Genomic DNA, 15,102 nt, shown 5'->3' with positions numbered 1-15,102 from the left:
GATGGACCTCAAGGAAACCGACATCCTCGGCGACAGCATCGGCGAACATTGGTACTACTGCTCCAAAGCGGCCGCCACCCGCCGCTTGCTGGGTGAAGCACCGATCAAACGAATTCTCGATGTCGGCGCCGGTTCAGGGTTCTTCTCCCATCATTTGTTGACCCACACGACAGCGCGCGAAGCGTGGTGCGTGGACATCAGCTACCCGGCTGACTCCAGCGCCACCACCGCCGGAAAACCGGTGCATTACCGCCGCTCTATCGACAGCGTGGACGCAGATCTGGTGCTGCTGATGGATGTGCTGGAGCACGTCGATGACGACCTCGGCCTGCTCAAGTCCTACGTCGATAAAGTGCCGTCCGGCAGTCGCTTCCTGATGACCGTGCCGGCGTTCCAGTTCATGTGGAGCGGTCACGATGACTTCCTCGAACACAAGCGTCGCTACACCCTGACGCAGTTCGAAAACCTGGCCGCCGATGCCGGGTTGCAGGTTGAACGGGGCGCCTACTATTTCGGCGCGGTGTTCCCCATTGCGCTTGCCTCCCGTCTGTTGCCTGGCACTGCCCATGGCTCGGCCCCTCGTTCGCAGCTCAAGCGCCATCATCCGCTGGTCAATTCCGTTCTGAAGACGCTGTGCCGACTTGAGCTGCCTTTGATGGGCACGAACCGTCTGGCGGGTTTGAGTGTGTTCGTGCTGGCGCGCAAACCGTGACGGCCACCGACAGATCCGCCTTGATTCAGCGCGGCTTGCGCTTTGCCGTGACCGGTCTGTTGGTCACCGCATTGCATGCGTTGGTGGCGGTGCTGTTCATCAACGTTGTCAGCCCGCTGCCTCCGTTGGCCAACGGTGTGGCTTTTATTGTGGCGACAGTGGTGTCCTATGTGATCAACACCACCTGGAGTTTTTCTGCCCGACTGCACGGCAAAACCTTGCTGCGTTTCATGCTGGTGTCGGCGGGTGGCTTTCTGTTGGCGATGTTCGTGGCCTGGGCAGCCCAGATAGCCGGGCTGCACTATCTCGCCGGCATCGGTGCCGTGGCGCTGACGATTCCGGCATTCACCTTCGTACTGCATAACTTCTGGACATATCGATGAAGGATTCACGGGAGCACCCGGCGCTTGCCCTGTTGCCGCTGCTGTTGGGTGTTCTGGTGTTTTTTCTGGTGGTCGGGCCGCAGGCGCTCAACCCACAGAACATCGCCTGGCTGCAGCAGGGCGATCCTGCAACGCATTATCTGGGCTGGGCGTTTTTCCGGCATTCGCCGTGGACTTTCCCGCTCGGGCTCAATCCGTCTTACGGGTTGGAATTGGGCAGTGCGATCATTTTTTCCGACTCCAATCCTTTGCTGGCGCTGCTGTTCAAACCTTTCAGTGCCTGGCTGCCGGACACCTTTCAGTATTTCGGATTGTGGCTGCTGGTCTGTTGTGTCCTGCAAGCCTGGTTCGGCTGGAAACTGATCGGGCTGATGACACCCCATTCCTTGATCCGACTGCTGGGCGCCGGGCTGCTGCTGTTCTCGCCAGCGATGTTCTTGCGCATGGGCGGGCATCTTTCTCTGGCGGGGCATTTCCTGATCCTGGCGGCGCTGTATCTCGCGCTGCTGCCGAACCTGAGTCGACGGCGCCTCGCCTGGGGAGCCTTGCTGGCGGTGACGGCATGGGTGCACGCCTACCTGCTGGCCATGGTCGCGCTGATCTGGGTGGCGGATCTGCTGGGCAAGACATTCAATCAGTCTTTGACCCGGCGTCAGGCTGTGATCGAAGGGGGCATGCTTTTCGCCCTGGTGAGCGTGTGTTGCTGGCAGGCCGGGTACTTCAGCATTGCCGATGGCGCGGCCTCCGGTGGGTTTGGTTTGTACCGGATGAATCTGCTGTCGCCCCTCGACCCGGCCGGCTGGTCATTGATCCTGCCCGATCTGCCGAAGGCTGACGGGGATTACGAAGGTTTCAACTACCTTGGCCTGGGCGTTCTCTTATTGGTGCCGCTGGCGCTGTTTGCCTGGTTTCGGAACCGCCAACCTTTTAACGATCAGGTGCGCGCACGTCCATGGCTGTTGATGGCCCTGTTCGGATTATGGCTGTTCGCGCTGTCGAATCAGATTGGCATCGGGGCGTTGAACCTCGATTATCCGCTGCCGAAAAGCCTCGTCGCGCTGGCCAATATCTTTCGTGCCTCGGGCCGGATGTTCTGGCCGGTTCTGTATATCTGCATTCTGGCTGCGATTTTTCTGGTGGTACGCGGTTATCGGCCGCCTGTCGCCATCGGTTTGCTCGCGGTGGCGCTGCTGATCCAGATCGTCGATACACGCAGCGGGTGGATGGGGCTGCGGCAGGGAAAAATGCTGGCATCTTCGGCGGTCTGGGACAGTCCGATGGCTGATCCATTCTGGACGAGTGCCGCTGCGCGTTATGCCAAGGTCCGCAGCCTGATGCCACAGAACCAGGGTGAGCGCTGGCAGATGATTGCCAGTTTCGCAGCGACCCACGGGCTGAAAACCGATGCGGTCTATCTGGGACGCATGAGCACTTCGGCGCTGGCGCGGGCACAGCACAAAGCACGCGCGATGCTCGACTCGGGGCAGTACGACGTGGATGCTCTGTACCTCTTGGACGACGATGCGCTGGTCGATGCCGCCAGAACCATCAACAGTGAAACCGATCTGCTGACGCGCGTGGACGGCGTCGTGGTGCTGGCGCCGGGCTGGAAACGCTGTGCGCAGTGCCTGTCCGTGCAGGATGAGGGGCGGCGGATGTCAATGATCCCCCTCAGTCGCCCGGGACAGGTGCTGGCCTTCAATTATCGAAACCGGCAACTGACCAGCGGCTGGTCGAAGCCGGAAAGCTGGGGGACGTGGACGGAAGGGCAACAGGCGAAAATCGAATTGCGGGTGTTGCCCCCGGTGCGTTCAATCGTGATCGACGCATTGGCATTCATCCAGCCCGGGCACCCCGGCCAGCGGGTGATCGTCAGTCTGAATGGTCAACAGGTACTGGAAACCCGTTTGACGCAGTTTCAAGGCAATCGCCTGGAAATCCCCATCAGCGCCCAGCTCGGTCAGCGCCTCGGGAGCGATGACCGGCTCGATATCGAATTGCGGTTGCCGGATGCCGTCAGTCCCCGACAACTGGGTATCAACGACGATTCGCGGATCATGGGGCTGGGGCTGAAGACGTTGACGGTGCAATGACGCAGCGTTTCGATGGACGCCGCCCCCACGGCCTTTCTACACTGCCGCCATCTGGGGATCGGGGGGCAATGGATGAACCGTAATGAACTACGCAAGGCCGACATCAACCTGATGGTAGTGTTCGAGACTTTGATGCTCGAACGCAACGTGACCCGGGCCGCCGAGAAACTGTTTCTCGGCCAGCCGACCATCAGCTCGGCGCTCAATCGCCTGCGCACCATGCTTAATGACCCGTTGTTCATCCGCGTCGGCCATCGCATGGAGCCGACCGCCCGCGCCGAAGACATTTATCGTCATCTCAAGCCCGCGCTCGATTCGCTGTCGGTGGCCCTGAGCCTGACCCGCGATTTCGACCCCGCCGTCAGCACCATGACCTTTCGCATCGGCCTGTCGGACGACGTTGAATTCGGCCTGCTGCCGCCGCTGTTGCGCGCCTTGCGCCAGGAGGCGCCGAGCGTGGTGTTCGTGGTGCAGCACGCCGATTACTGGCGGATTCCCGACTTGCTGGCGGCGGGCGACATCACCGTCGGCATCAGCCAGACCCGCGGCCTGCCGGCCAATGCCAAGCGCAAACTGCTACGGCACATCCAGCCGAGCATCCTGCGCGCCGACAAGTCCGACACGCCGCTGACCCTCGATGAATATTGCGCACGCCCCCATGTGCTGGTTTCCCACACCGCCAATGTCAGTGGCTATGCCGATGAGTGGCTGGCGGACATCGGTCGCACCCGCCAAGTGGTGTTGTCGGTGCCGCAGTACAGTTCGTTGCCGGCGCTGCTGGCCGGCACCAATCTGATCGCCAGCCTGCCGGACTACACCGCGGAGGCCATGGCCGCTTCCGGGCTGCTGTTCAAAGAGCCGTTCCCGTTCAAGACCCCGACCCTCGACCTGTCGATGGTCTGGCTCAGTCACGTCGACAGTGACCCGGCCGAGCGTTGGTTGCGTTCGCGGCTGGAGCAATTCATGAGTGAGCGACCGGTGATGGCGCCGCTGGCGTGAGTCAGGCGTTGCTGTGTTATATGTACGGCCTTTGTGCCAAACCACCGGAGCACCGATATGCCACACCTGCACCTCGAATACACCGCCAACCTGCCGCAACTGAACGCCGACGTGGCGTTGATCCGGCTCAACAACACCCTGGTGGGGTCAGGTCAGTTCGTCCAGGAGTTCGATATCAAAAGTCGTGCGACCAAGGTTGAGACCTTCAAGGTCGGCACCGCCATGAACGAGCGTGCCTTTGTGGCGGTAAGGCTGGCGCTGCTCAGCGGTCGTTCCCCGGAGATCAAGACGCAACTGTCGCAGAGCCTGCTGGCGGTGTTGCAGGAACTGTGCGAATGGCCGGCCGGGGTCGAGGTGCAGTTGAGCGTGGAACTGCTCGACATCGACCGTGGGTCCTACAACAAGACCGCCATTGGCGTGTAGGACTCAGGCGGCTTCCAGCTCCGCGCAGGTCTTGATGATCTGCTCGCGCAGCCAGAGGTTGGCGCTGTCCTGATCGACGTTGTGGCTCCACTGCATGTCGAGGGTGAATCCCGGCAGGCCATTCGGCGCCTCGCAGTGATTGAACACGGCGTCGTTGGTCAGCAAACGCTGGATCCGCCGGGGCAGGGTGAGGATGAAATCGGTGCCGGTGATCATCTTCAACGCCGCGCTGTAACTGTTGGAGCGGGCGACGATCTGGCGTTTCTGCGCCTGCCGCGCCAGCCAGCCATCGACCATGTTGGTGGTCGACGTCCAGGGTGTCGGGAACACATGCCGGCGTTCGGTGAAGGCTTGCAGGCTCAGGCGCGGCTCCAGCGGCGTGGCGCGTTTGTCAAACACGCAGACCAGGTCGTCTTCCAGCAGCATGCGTGATTTCAGGTCGGCGTGGCTGCGATGGAAGTGCGGGCCGAAGCAGATCACCAGATCGAGACTGCCATCACGCAATTCTTCGACTGGCACGTCGGTTTCGAACTTGTGCATGTTGACCATCACCGGCAAGTCATTGAAGTCGAAGCGCTTCAACATTCGCGGCAGAATCAATTGCTCGAAGTATTCCGGTGCGCAGATGTTGAAGGTCACCGGTTGCGCCATCGGGTCGAAGGTCGGGGCGCCGGCGTGGCAGAGGTTGATGCTTTCGAGGATTTTCTGCACATGGCCATACATGCTGCAGGCTTTGTAGGTCGGGCGCATGCCTGTGCGGGTGTTGACGAACAATTCGTCTTCGAAGCTGTTGCGCAGTTTTTTCAGGCAGTAACTGACGGTGGACTGGCTGACGAACAGCGCCTCCGAAACGTCGGTGACGCTGCTTTGCTCATACACGGCGACAAACACCATGAGATCCTGCATGTCGAGCTTTCTAAGCAAGTTACTGTTCAGCATCCGTTCTGTCTCGCTGTGCTCCTTGCGCCGAATCTGCGCAAACGTGTGCGCATGATCGTAACGGAACGATGGTGCCAGGAGAAAGCCCTGTAGGACTTTTCACGGTCACTTGTGGGACAGAAAGTTTTAGTAACACGACGTGCCCAATCAAACCCGGCAAAGATGGCCAGAAGCCTTTATCCAGACGGGTCGAATTGATCAGTCCATGTGCCGGGCGTAATGCCGCGGGTTGAAACGCAGCACCATCAGCAGCATCAGCGCCATCACTGCCGTCAGTGACCACCACGCCCACTCGAAGCTGCCCAGTCGATCGCGAACCAGTCCGGCCATCAAGGGCGACAGCCCGGCAATCAGGTAGCCGATACCTTGTACGAACGCGGTCAGCCCGCCGGCACGTTGCGGTTCGTCGAGGTGATCGAGGGACACGATGAGACTCATCGGGAACAGTCCGCCGATGCCCAGCCCGAGCAGGCAGGGCCACAGCAGGCTCAGGTGCTGCGGGCTGAGGATCAGACCCAGGAATCCGGCGATGATCAGACTGAGCAGGGCGCCAAGCACCTGGCGTCGGTCACGGCTGCGATTGGCGATGGCGGGCACCACCAGCCCGGAAATCACCTCCATGGCCGTCAGAAAACCCAGCATCAGGCCGGCATTTTGTTCGCTCCAGCCCTTTTCCACGTAGTACGGCGCCAGCCAGGCGAGCACGCAGGTGTAGGACGCGGTGCCGAGACCGAAGAAGATTGCCAGCAGCCAGGCGCGGGAATTCGTGAAGAAGGATTCTTTTCTGACAGCGGCCTGGTTGGTGTCCGGCGCCGTGGCGCGGGTTGTCCACCACACAGGAATGGCGAGCAGTGCCAGAACCGCCCAGACCGCCAGACCCGCCCGCCAGTTGCCGGTCTGCATCAGCACCCACGGTGCGAACGAAGCGGCCAGCGCCGCGCCGCCCATGATCGAGGTGACATAAAGGCCCATGCACAGCGCCACGTTGTCGGGAAACCGCGATTTGATCAGCACGGGCATCAAGGCCTGGATCAGTGCAATGCCGATCCCGGCCAGCACGGCGCTGGCGATCAATCCGCCGGCCGAGTCGAGAAACAAGCGCGACAGCGTTGCTACGCCAATGATCAACAACGACAGCAGCACCGTGCGCTGTTCACCGAGGCGCTGGCTGACCGCCATGCCGAAAAACATCGCCAGCCCCATCGCCATCACCGGTAGCAGGGTCAGCAACGCTGCGAGGCTGAAACTCAGCGCTATATCGCCGCGAATGGCCGAGAGCAAGGGCCCGACCGCCGCCATCGACGGGCGCAGGTTGAGGGCGACCAGGATGATGCCGAGCATCAGCCAGATGGCGGGGCGGGCAGTGGCGCGAACGTTTTCCATCTTCAGACCTTTGAACCAGAGGCTGTCGATTAGGCGGGCAGGCGAGCGGGGCGGCAAATCAGAAAGTCGGAAGCGCTATCGAGAAATTCGATACGCGACCTCGTCGCCCACAACTGAACCACAGCTGAACCATTCTCAAATACGCCGAAAGTTTCACGGTTATTTCTTGAGCCAACTAATCGTTGGCTTCTTTTTCACAAAAAATTGATGGTTGCCTGCTTAAAGTTTGTGTGGTCTGAGTCAATGAAATTTTCACAATTGACGACGGCACTTACTTCAAGGAAATCGCCCCTCGCCATGTTCAAGTTAAAAGCCGTACGCCCGGAATGGGTGACGTTGTTTGCCAGCGCCTTTCTTTTGACCGGATTCAATTTCGTGCTCTGGCAACACCTGTCCGACATCACCACTGCGGACGGCAAGGGCATTGCCATGCGCATTGCGTTCGGGGTGATGATCTTCGCGGCCTATAACATTGTGCTGACGTTGCTGGCGTTTCGACCCGTATTGAAACCGGTGTTGACGTTGTTGTTCATGGTCAGTGCCGGCGTGGCTTATTTCATGAGCCAATACGGGGTCATGATCGATGCCGGCATGTTTCGCAATTTTGCTGAAACCAATGCCACGGAAGTTCGCGATCTGCTGTCTTTGAAGTTGTTCGCTTATATCGTGTTTCTGGGTGTCTTGCCGTCGTGGTTGTTATGGAAAGTTCCAGTCAACTATCGTCGCTGGCATCGCGAGTTGTTAAGTAAAGTTGTAGTAAGTGTCGCGTCGGTCGCGGTTATTGGCGGCGTGGCGTTAGCCAACTATCAGGGTTTGTCCTCGCTGTTTCGCAATCACCATGAAATTCGCCTGATGCTGGTGCCGAGCAACTACATTGGCGCCTCGGCCGGTTATCTGCGTGAGCAAGTAGCTTCGGCGCAGCAACCGTTCGTCACGATCGGTGAAGACGCCCAGCGCAACGCCGCCGTGCAGAACCATCCGCGCAAATCCCTGACGGTGCTGGTGGTGGGGGAAAGTGCCCGGGCGGAAAACTTCGGCATCCTCGGTTATGACCGCGACACCACGCCGACACTGGACAAGGAAGCCGGCCTGATCGCCTTTACCGACGTGCATTCCTGCGGTACGGAAACCGCCGTGTCGGTGCCGTGCATGTTCTCCAACATGGGCCGCAAGGATTACGACGCCAGCAAGGCGAAGAATGAGGAAGGGCTGCTGGACGTGCTCAAGCGTGCCGGGATCGACGTGATCTGGCGCGACAATCAGTCCGGCTGCAAGGGCACCTGCGATCGCGTCACCCTGCAGGATGTCAGCAATCTGAAAGACCCGGCACTGTGCGCCAACAGCGAATGCCGCGACGAAATCCTCTTGCAAGGCCTGCAAAGCTTTATCGATCACCTGGACAAGGACACCGTGTTGGTCCTGCACCAGATGGGTAGCCACGGGCCGGAGTATTTCAAGCGTTATCCAAAGGAATACGAACACTTCACCCCGGTGTGTGAAAGCAACGCACTGAACAATTGCAGCCGCGAGAGCATCGTCAACGGCTACGACAATACGCTGGTGTACACCGACCATGTGCTGTCGAGCCTGATCGATGTGTTGCGCAGCAATCAGGACAAGGTCGATACCGCCATGCTTTACCTGTCCGACCACGGCGAATCCCTGGGCGAGTACAACCTGTTCCTCCACGGCACGCCGTACATGCTGGCGCCGGAGCAGCAAAAACACGTAGCGATGCTGGCCTGGTTCTCCGACAGCTATCAGAAGTCCTACTCGGTCGACACCCATTGCCTGCAAATGAGCCGCGACAAGCCGCTGAGCCAGGACAACCTGTTCCACTCGATGCTCGGTTTGCTGGAAGTGCAGAGCAAGGTCTACCAGCAGGATCTCGACCTGTTTGCCGGTTGCCGGGGCGCGGTGATCGACGGGGTGTTGGCCAAGGAGTGAGCCGGCAGACTCACTCTGTAAGACTATTCTTTCCCTCAGGCAGGAGATTTCATCAAGCTCTTGCCCTGTAGAGGCGCGGAAAGCGCCGGTGGCGATATATACTGCGCGCCATTCTTGAAGGGAGAGCCGTGTGGCCATCGATATTCACTGGATTCGCGACAACGATAGCCTCGCGCAGTTTTGCGCCGAGTGGCAGCAGCTGCCGTTCGTTGCCCTCGACACCGAATTCATGCGGGTCGACACCTTCTACCCGATTGCCGGCCTCTTGCAGGTCGGCGACGGCAAACGCGCCTACCTGATCGACCCGCTGACCATCAACGCCTGGCAACCCTTGGCTGCGTTGCTCGAAAACCCGGCGGTGCTCAAAGTCCTGCACGCCTGCAGCGAAGACCTTGAAGTCCTGCTGCGCCTGACCGGCAGCCTGCCGGCGCCGCTGTTCGACACCCAACTGGCCGCTGCCTACCTGAACCTCGGGTTTTCGATGGGCTATTCGCGTCTGGTGCAGGAAGTGCTTGGCATCGAACTGCCCAAGGGCGAAACCCGTTCCGACTGGTTGCAGCGTCCGTTGTCCGACACGCAAATCAGCTATGCCGCCGAAGACGCCGTGCATCTGGCGGAGGTTTTCGTACAACTGCGTCCGAAACTGTCCGACGACAAATTCGCCTGGGTGCTGGAGGACGGCGCCGAACTGGTCGCCAACCTGCGCCGCGAAACCGATCCGTACGAGGTCTATCGCGAGGCCAAACTGGCGTGGAAACTGTCCCGCGCCCAGCTGGCTGTACTGCGCGAACTGTGCGCCTGGCGTGAGCGCGAAGCCCGCGCCCGCGATCTGCCGCGCAATCGCATCGTCCGTGAACACTCGCTGTGGCCGCTGGCCCGGACCCAACCGGACAACCTCAGCGCGCTGGGCAAGATCGAAGACATGCACCCGCGTACCGTGCGTCAGGACGGCGAGTTTCTGCTTGATCTGATCAAGCGCTCTGGCAGTGTGGGGCCTGATCAATGGCCGCCAGCTGTGCCGGAGCCATTGCCGATCGAAGCCGCCGCGCTGATCAAACAGCTGCGCGCGCTCGGTCAGGCTGAAGCTGAACGTCTGGGCATCGCGCCGGAACTGATGCTGCGCAAGAAAACGCTCGAAGCCCTGGTCAAAAGCGGCTTCCCCGAGGGCCCTTACCAATTGCCTGATTCGCTGCGTGGCTGGCGCCGCGAATTGATGGGCCAGAAGCTGCTCGACAGCCTGGCCACCGCCGGAGAACAGCCTTGAAACGTATTTGTTCCATTTATCAAAGTTCGAAGAAAAGCGGCATGTACCTGTACGTGCTCAAGAGCGATGCGCTGGAGCGCGTGCCGGAAGGTCTGATGGCGGCGTTCGGCAAGGCGAAGCATTCCTTCGATCTGGTGCTGACGCCCGAGCGCAAGCTGGCCAGTGAAGACATCGCCGTGGTCCTGGAAAACCTCGAGAAGCAGGGCTATCACCTGCAAATGCCACCGGCCGAGGAAGAGTACATCGAGCACTTGCCCGAAGAGTTGCTGCGACGCAACGACCCGGTCTGACCTGCGAGGCCCTGTCCTGGGCCTCTTGTTACCCCTGGAACGGTTTTTACGGCGACGGCTGCCACGAAGTGGGCGGCCGCCTGCACGGTTTGCGAAAGGTTTGAAAATGCGCGTTCTGATTGCTGAACACGACCACGCGAAATACGCCCGACTGCTGAGTCAGGCGGCCCCGGAGCTTGAAGTGCTGACCAGCGGCGACTCCGCCGAGCTGGCCCGCCAGGCCGTCGATTGCCCGGTGTGGCTGGGCCAGCCGGATCTGCTGGCGACCCTGTTGCGTCAGGGCCACCAGCCACAATGGCTGCAATCGACCTGGGCCGGCATCACACCGCTGCTGGCCGACGGTTTGCGCCGCGATTACCGCCTGACCCGGGCGGTCGGGATTTTCGGCCAGGTGATGGCTGAATACGTGTTGACCTACATGCTCGGCCACGAGCGCGAAGTGCTGGCGCGGCTGGTCAGCCAGGTCGAGCGCAAATGGGACAACCGCACCGGCCAGAGCCTGGTCGGACGCAAAGTGCTGATCGTCGGCACCGGCGACATCGGCCAGAGCGTGGCGCAGTTCCTGCTGCCGTTCGGCGTCGAGTTGTACGGCATCGCCAGCAGCGCCCGCGAACAGGCGCCGTTTGTCGAAGTCGGTTCGATGGCGGACTTGCCACGGCTGGTGGGCGAAGCGGATTACGTGGTCAACCTGCTGCCCAACACCGAGCACACCCACGACATCTACGACGCTGCGCTGTTCAAGCAATTCAAGCCGACCGGGTTGTTCATCAACGCCGGACGCGGTGTGGCGGTGGTCGATGCGGATCTGGTCGAGGCGTTGAAAGAAGGCCATCTGGCCGGCGCGGTGATCGACGTCTGCCGTCAGGAACCGCTGCCGCAACGGCATCCGTTCTGGACCGCGTGGGGCTTGCTGCTGACCGGGCACAGCTCGGCGCCGACCTCGCCGCCGATGATGGTGCAGTTGTTTCTGGATAACTTGCGCGCGTATCAGGCGGGTGAAGCGTTGCGTGGGGAAGTGGATTTCGCACGCGGTTACTGACTATAGAGATCGTTCCCACGCTCTGCGTGGGAACGATCATCAAAAGGGGCTTAGAGGGTGAAGTCGCCTTCAGCCGCCAGTTCGCTCAGCGGACGACGCGGGCTCGGTACTTCTCGTGCTTGCAGGTAATCCGCCAGGGTGGCCTTGTCACCCAGCTTGCCCACCGCAACGGCGGCGTGCAACGCATAGCCTTCTGGAATGTTCAGCTCCTTGCGGGTCAGCTCCTGATCGAAGCCGGCCATGCCGTGGGTGTGCCAGCCGCTCAGGCTCGCTTGCAGCGCCAGATGGCCCCAGGCCGAACCGGTGTCGAAGGTGTGCCACAGCGCCGGGGTTTCTTCGGTGGCGCCCGGTGCGGTGAAGGTGGTTTTTGAAATCACGATCACCAGCGCCGATGCGTGCTGTGCCCAACTGCGGTTGAATTCATTGAGCAGGCCCAGGAAACGCTCCCAGTTCGGCGTGTCGCGCCGGGCGTAGAGAAAGCGCCATGGCTGCGAGTTGTACGCCGACGGCGCCCAGCGTGCGGCTTCGAAGAAGCTCAGCAGGGTTTCTTCCGGGATCGCTTCGCCGGTGAAGGCGCGGGGCGACCAGCGATCGGTGAACTGCGGGTGAATGGCGTATTCGGCAACGCGAGGGTTGGCACTCATCGAAAGATTCCTTGCTACGTTTGAGGACAGGTTGGAAGCGAAACCCGGCGGGATCAGTTGGGCTGAACGATGGGGTTGTGGCGCAAGCCTGCCGTTCACCGGGTGCGACGCGGTCGAGCGTTAATGGCATCCGGCAAAGGCCTGGTGTGACCGGCAAAGCTACTTGGCCGCGCAAAAACTGACAAGCCCTGCACAACCGGCAGTCGCCGGCGCTTGGAACACAGGGCCTTGGGCACTAGACTGGCGGCTTTTTCACCACCTGATGTTGATGCTTGAGCCATGGCCGCCAAAGTCGAACCGTTCTGGATGCGCAAAACCCTCGATCAACTCGATCACGAGGAATGGGAATCGCTGTGCGACGGCTGCGGCCTGTGCTGCCTGCAAAAGCTCGAGGATGAAGAAGACAACAGCGTCTATTACACGCGCATCGCCTGCAAACTGCTGGACCTCAAGACCTGTCAGTGCAGCGATTACCCGAACCGCATGCAGTTTGTCCCGGACTGCATCCAGCTCACCCCGGGCCAGGCCGAAGCGTTCAAATGGCTGCCGCCGACCTGCGGTTATCGGCTGGTCAGCGAAGGCAAGGACCTGCCGCTGTGGCATCACCTGGTCTGCGGTGATCGCGACGCGGTGCACCACGAACGGATCTCCCAGTCAGGGCGCATGCTCGCCGAAGGCAGCGTGCCGGAAGACGACTGGGAAGATCACCTGATTTTCCGCGCAGGTTAACGACTCACCAAGGAGCAGGCATGGCGACGGGATTGCGCCGGACGCTGATCGTCACGCTGCTGGCGCTCAGTGCGCCGGTGTGGGCGGCAAAGAAAGTCGATCTGGATTATCAGGTACGCCTGCTGCCGCAGAGCGATCAGGCCGAAGTGCGCCTGACCCTTGCCAAGGGCGAAGCGGTGCGCAGTCTGGATTTCGATCTTGGCGATGGCAGCCACTACAGCGAGTTCAAGGCCGACGGCCAGTGGCAACTGACACCGGGCAAACCGGCGCGCGGGATCTGGCGACCAGCGGCGGACAAAGCCAGCCTGACCTACCGCGTGCGCATCAGCCACGGCCGCAAGAACGGCAGCTTCGACACGCGCATGACGCCGACCTGGGCGTTGATGCGCGGCGATGAACTGGTGCCGCCGGCCAAGCTCGATCAACAGGACGGCATTGAGTTGATCGCGCGCCTGCACGTCCAATTGCCCGACGGTTGGAAAAGCGTCGAAACCGCCTGGCCGCGCATCGGCAAGAACACATTCCGCATCGATAATCCGTCACGCCTGTTCGACCGCCCGACTGGCTGGATGCTCGCCGGCCACCTCGGCAGCCGCCGCACCCGGCTGGGCGAAACCGAGGTCACCGTGGCCTCGCCGCAGGGGCAGGGTATGCGCCGGATGGACGTGCTGACGCTGCTGACGTTCGTCTGGCCGCAGGTGCAGGCGGTGTTTCCCCGCCATCCGAGCAAACTGTTGATCGTCGGCGCCAACGACCCGATGTGGCGTGGCAGCCTGGCGGCGCGGGAGTCGATCTACCTCAACACGCGGTTGCCGCTGGTCAGCGAAAGCGGCAGCAGTGCTCTGGTGCGCGAGCTGGCACAGGTGTTCGGGCGGATCAACGACGAACAGCGCAGCGACTGGATCAGCGAAGGGTTCGCCGAGTATTACGCCATTGAACTGGTGCGCCGTGCGGGCGGCATGAGCGACGAGCGTTATCAGAGTTTGCAGGCGAAACTGGCGAAGGACAGCCAGACAGTCACGACCCTGCGCGGCGAACAGATCAGTCCGGCGCAGGTGTCGAAAGCGGTGCTGCTGTTACAGGAACTGGATGGCGAGATTCGCCTGAAGACCCGCAACAAGCGCTCGCTGGATGATGTGCTGCGCGGGGCGATGCATCTGGGGACGGTGGACACCAAAGAGTTCGTGCAACTCGCCGAAAGCATTCTCGGCGAGTCGTCTCTGGTCCTCGATACCGCCTTACTTCGGTAGCGGTCAAACCCCGGCTTTCGGCGATTTCACCGAATCATTGCCGGTCACCGTGGCGGTGTTGGTCGCCGCTTCGGCATTGGCCTTGAGCTTGCTCAGCTCTTCACCGGCCCGCTCGATCTTTGCTCGCACGTTGTTCATGTCCTGACGGCTTTTCTCCAGCAGGCTTTTCACCGAACTGTGCCCGGTGATGCCGCGAGCCATGGCCACGCCGCCAATCGCCACCTGAATCAGCCCGAACACCCCACCACGACGCAGGCCCTTGCCGACCATGATCACGCCGCCGGCCAGCGAGCCGATGCGCTCCCAGCCTTCGACGTTCTGTTCGGAACGGCTCTGGAACGGGGTGGATTCGATACGTTCGACGCGTTTGAGCTCGGTCATGATCTTTCTCCAGGCAATGAGTGATGGATAAACAAGCTGACTGCGCAGGCCGTCAGCTCGTTCCATCGGATGTGCGGCGTTTCAGCGGAATTTCGGCCCGGAGCGGGTGTTCAGGCCTTTGGCCATGCGGTCGTAGAGCACAACGTTGACCGTGGCGGCGAGGTTCATGCAACCGGTGGTCGGGATGTACACGACGTCTTCGCACCAGTCGCGGATCTCCTGATCCAGCGAGCCGTCTTCGGGGCCGAAGATGTACAGGGCACGATCCGGGTGGGTGTATTCGGGCAGCGGGCGGGCGCCGTCGACCAGTTCCACGGCAACCGGGACGCAATTGAGCGGCAGGATCTTCTTCAGGTCGTCGATGCCGATCAGCGGGATGTCGTAGTGCACGCGCTTGGTGTCGGTGACGAAGTCGGCGGCGCGTTCATAGCGCTTGCCGGTGTAGAACACGGTCGATACGCCATAACAGCCTGCGGCGCGCATCACCGAACCGACGTTTTCCGGTGATTTGGGGTTATACAAACCAATGCAGCTGTACCGTTTGTCTGCCACGAGCGGGGTGCCTTCGGGAAAAAGAGGGCGATTATACGGGGATTGGGGGAGGGCGGGCAGATTCAGGACAGATC

At 61.1% G+C, this 15,102-nt stretch carries 16 protein-coding genes; 11 read left to right on the top strand and 5 right to left on the bottom strand.

The genetic code is table 11. The features are described from left to right. Window position 1 precedes the first annotated feature (1 nt). The 5 genes from L6D81_RS15755 to L6D81_RS15735 all read left to right on the top strand — a co-directional run bounded on the left by L6D81_RS15755 (window position 2) and on the right by L6D81_RS15735 (window position 4,610). On the top strand, window positions 2–712 hold the full coding sequence (locus L6D81_RS15755) for a class I SAM-dependent methyltransferase (RefSeq protein ID WP_236180830.1): 711 nt from the start codon (window positions 2–4) through the stop codon (window positions 710–712). Further along, window positions 709–1,095, top strand: a complete 387-nt coding sequence (locus tag L6D81_RS15750; protein WP_236180829.1) for a GtrA family protein — start codon at window positions 709–711, stop codon at window positions 1,093–1,095. The genes L6D81_RS15755 and L6D81_RS15750 overlap by 4 nt, the downstream gene beginning before the upstream one ends. Next, on the top strand, window positions 1,092–3,188 hold the full coding sequence (locus L6D81_RS15745; RefSeq protein ID WP_236180827.1) for a DUF6311 domain-containing protein: 2,097 nt from the start codon (window positions 1,092–1,094) through the stop codon (window positions 3,186–3,188). The genes L6D81_RS15750 and L6D81_RS15745 overlap by 4 nt, the downstream gene beginning before the upstream one ends. A gap of 72 nt (window positions 3,189–3,260) precedes the next feature. Continuing rightward, a complete protein-coding gene (locus L6D81_RS15740) occupies window positions 3,261–4,187 on the top strand; it encodes a LysR substrate-binding domain-containing protein (protein WP_236180826.1) in 927 nt (308 codons plus the stop codon). A 57-nt stretch (window positions 4,188–4,244) separates the two neighbouring features. Continuing rightward, window positions 4,245–4,610: a 5-carboxymethyl-2-hydroxymuconate Delta-isomerase gene (locus tag L6D81_RS15735; RefSeq protein ID WP_236180824.1), complete on the top strand. Its 366-nt coding sequence runs from the start codon at window positions 4,245–4,247 to the stop codon at window positions 4,608–4,610. 3 nt (window positions 4,611–4,613) lie between these two features. Here the strand turns inward: L6D81_RS15735 and L6D81_RS15730 are convergent, their stop codons facing one another. Further along, window positions 4,614–5,549, bottom strand: a complete 936-nt coding sequence (locus tag L6D81_RS15730; RefSeq protein WP_236180822.1) for a LysR family transcriptional regulator — start codon at window positions 5,547–5,549, stop codon at window positions 4,614–4,616. A 198-nt stretch (window positions 5,550–5,747) separates the two neighbouring features. Next, the gene (locus L6D81_RS15725; RefSeq protein ID WP_236180815.1) at window positions 5,748–6,932 is read right to left on the bottom strand and encodes a cyanate transporter; all 1,185 of its coding nucleotides are present in this window, start codon (window positions 6,930–6,932) and stop codon (window positions 5,748–5,750) included. 297 nt (window positions 6,933–7,229) lie between these two features. Between L6D81_RS15725 and L6D81_RS15720 the strand changes: the two genes are divergently transcribed. From L6D81_RS15720 to L6D81_RS15705, 4 genes are all read left to right on the top strand, one after another. Continuing rightward, on the top strand, window positions 7,230–8,879 hold the full coding sequence (locus L6D81_RS15720; protein WP_236180813.1) for a phosphoethanolamine transferase: 1,650 nt from the start codon (window positions 7,230–7,232) through the stop codon (window positions 8,877–8,879). Window positions 8,880–9,009: 130 nt separating this feature from the next. Next, complete coding sequence (gene rnd, locus L6D81_RS15715; RefSeq protein WP_007958043.1) at window positions 9,010–10,143, top strand: ribonuclease D; 1,134 nt, start codon at window positions 9,010–9,012, stop codon at window positions 10,141–10,143. Then, on the top strand, window positions 10,140–10,433 hold the full coding sequence (locus L6D81_RS15710) for a YcgL domain-containing protein (RefSeq protein WP_007958052.1): 294 nt from the start codon (window positions 10,140–10,142) through the stop codon (window positions 10,431–10,433). Before rnd ends, L6D81_RS15710 begins: the two co-directional genes overlap by 4 nt. Window positions 10,434–10,539: 106 nt before the next feature. Then, complete coding sequence (locus tag L6D81_RS15705) at window positions 10,540–11,472, top strand: D-2-hydroxyacid dehydrogenase (RefSeq protein WP_236180811.1); 933 nt, start codon at window positions 10,540–10,542, stop codon at window positions 11,470–11,472. 50 nt (window positions 11,473–11,522) lie between these two features. Here L6D81_RS15705 and L6D81_RS15700 read toward each other — a convergent pair whose 3' ends face one another. Next, on the bottom strand, window positions 11,523–12,116 hold the full coding sequence (locus L6D81_RS15700; protein ID WP_236180809.1) for a nitroreductase family protein: 594 nt from the start codon (window positions 12,114–12,116) through the stop codon (window positions 11,523–11,525). 279 nt (window positions 12,117–12,395) lie between these two features. Here L6D81_RS15700 and L6D81_RS15695 point away from each other — a divergent pair, with 279 nt between their 5' ends. Together L6D81_RS15695 and L6D81_RS15690 are read left to right on the top strand one after the other, a co-directional pair. Beyond that, a complete protein-coding gene (locus L6D81_RS15695) occupies window positions 12,396–12,845 on the top strand; it encodes a YcgN family cysteine cluster protein (protein WP_236180807.1) in 450 nt (149 codons plus the stop codon). Between the two features lie 20 nt (window positions 12,846–12,865). Further along, complete coding sequence (locus L6D81_RS15690; protein WP_236180806.1) at window positions 12,866–14,095, top strand: hypothetical protein; 1,230 nt, start codon at window positions 12,866–12,868, stop codon at window positions 14,093–14,095. Between the two features lie 3 nt (window positions 14,096–14,098). Here the strand turns inward: L6D81_RS15690 and L6D81_RS15685 are convergent, their stop codons facing one another. Next, window positions 14,099–14,476, bottom strand: a complete 378-nt coding sequence (locus tag L6D81_RS15685; protein ID WP_134022975.1) for a YgaP family membrane protein — start codon at window positions 14,474–14,476, stop codon at window positions 14,099–14,101. 81 nt (window positions 14,477–14,557) lie between these two features. Beyond that, the gene (locus L6D81_RS15680; RefSeq protein WP_007958066.1) at window positions 14,558–15,028 is read right to left on the bottom strand and encodes an RNA methyltransferase; all 471 of its coding nucleotides are present in this window, start codon (window positions 15,026–15,028) and stop codon (window positions 14,558–14,560) included. Window positions 15,029–15,102: the final 74 nt, after the last annotated feature.

This window comes from Pseudomonas sputi (assembly GCF_021603585.1).
Classification (GTDB): domain Bacteria; phylum Pseudomonadota; class Gammaproteobacteria; order Pseudomonadales; family Pseudomonadaceae; genus Aquipseudomonas; species Aquipseudomonas sputi.
The sequence above is the reverse complement of the archived record's forward strand: the minus strand, read 5'-3'. Positions and strand labels throughout refer to the sequence as shown.

Coding starts and splice junctions, on each gene's coding strand:
- L6D81_RS15755 (WP_236180830.1), top strand. CDS start 2: ATGGACCTCAAGGAAACCGACATCCTCGGCGACAGCATCGGCGAACAT.
- L6D81_RS15745 (WP_236180827.1), top strand. CDS start 1,092: ATGAAGGATTCACGGGAGCACCCGGCGCTTGCCCTGTTGCCGCTGCTG.
- L6D81_RS15740 (WP_236180826.1), top strand. CDS start 3,261: ATGAACCGTAATGAACTACGCAAGGCCGACATCAACCTGATGGTAGTG.
- L6D81_RS15735 (WP_236180824.1), top strand. CDS start 4,245: ATGCCACACCTGCACCTCGAATACACCGCCAACCTGCCGCAACTGAAC.
- L6D81_RS15730 (WP_236180822.1), bottom strand. CDS start 5,549: ATGCTGAACAGTAACTTGCTTAGAAAGCTCGACATGCAGGATCTCATG.
- L6D81_RS15725 (WP_236180815.1), bottom strand. CDS start 6,932: ATGGAAAACGTTCGCGCCACTGCCCGCCCCGCCATCTGGCTGATGCTC.
- L6D81_RS15720 (WP_236180813.1), top strand. CDS start 7,230: ATGTTCAAGTTAAAAGCCGTACGCCCGGAATGGGTGACGTTGTTTGCC.
- L6D81_RS15705 (WP_236180811.1), top strand. CDS start 10,540: ATGCGCGTTCTGATTGCTGAACACGACCACGCGAAATACGCCCGACTG.
- L6D81_RS15700 (WP_236180809.1), bottom strand. CDS start 12,116: ATGAGTGCCAACCCTCGCGTTGCCGAATACGCCATTCACCCGCAGTTC.
- L6D81_RS15695 (WP_236180807.1), top strand. CDS start 12,396: ATGGCCGCCAAAGTCGAACCGTTCTGGATGCGCAAAACCCTCGATCAA.
- L6D81_RS15690 (WP_236180806.1), top strand. CDS start 12,866: ATGGCGACGGGATTGCGCCGGACGCTGATCGTCACGCTGCTGGCGCTC.
- L6D81_RS15685 (WP_134022975.1), bottom strand. CDS start 14,476: ATGACCGAGCTCAAACGCGTCGAACGTATCGAATCCACCCCGTTCCAG.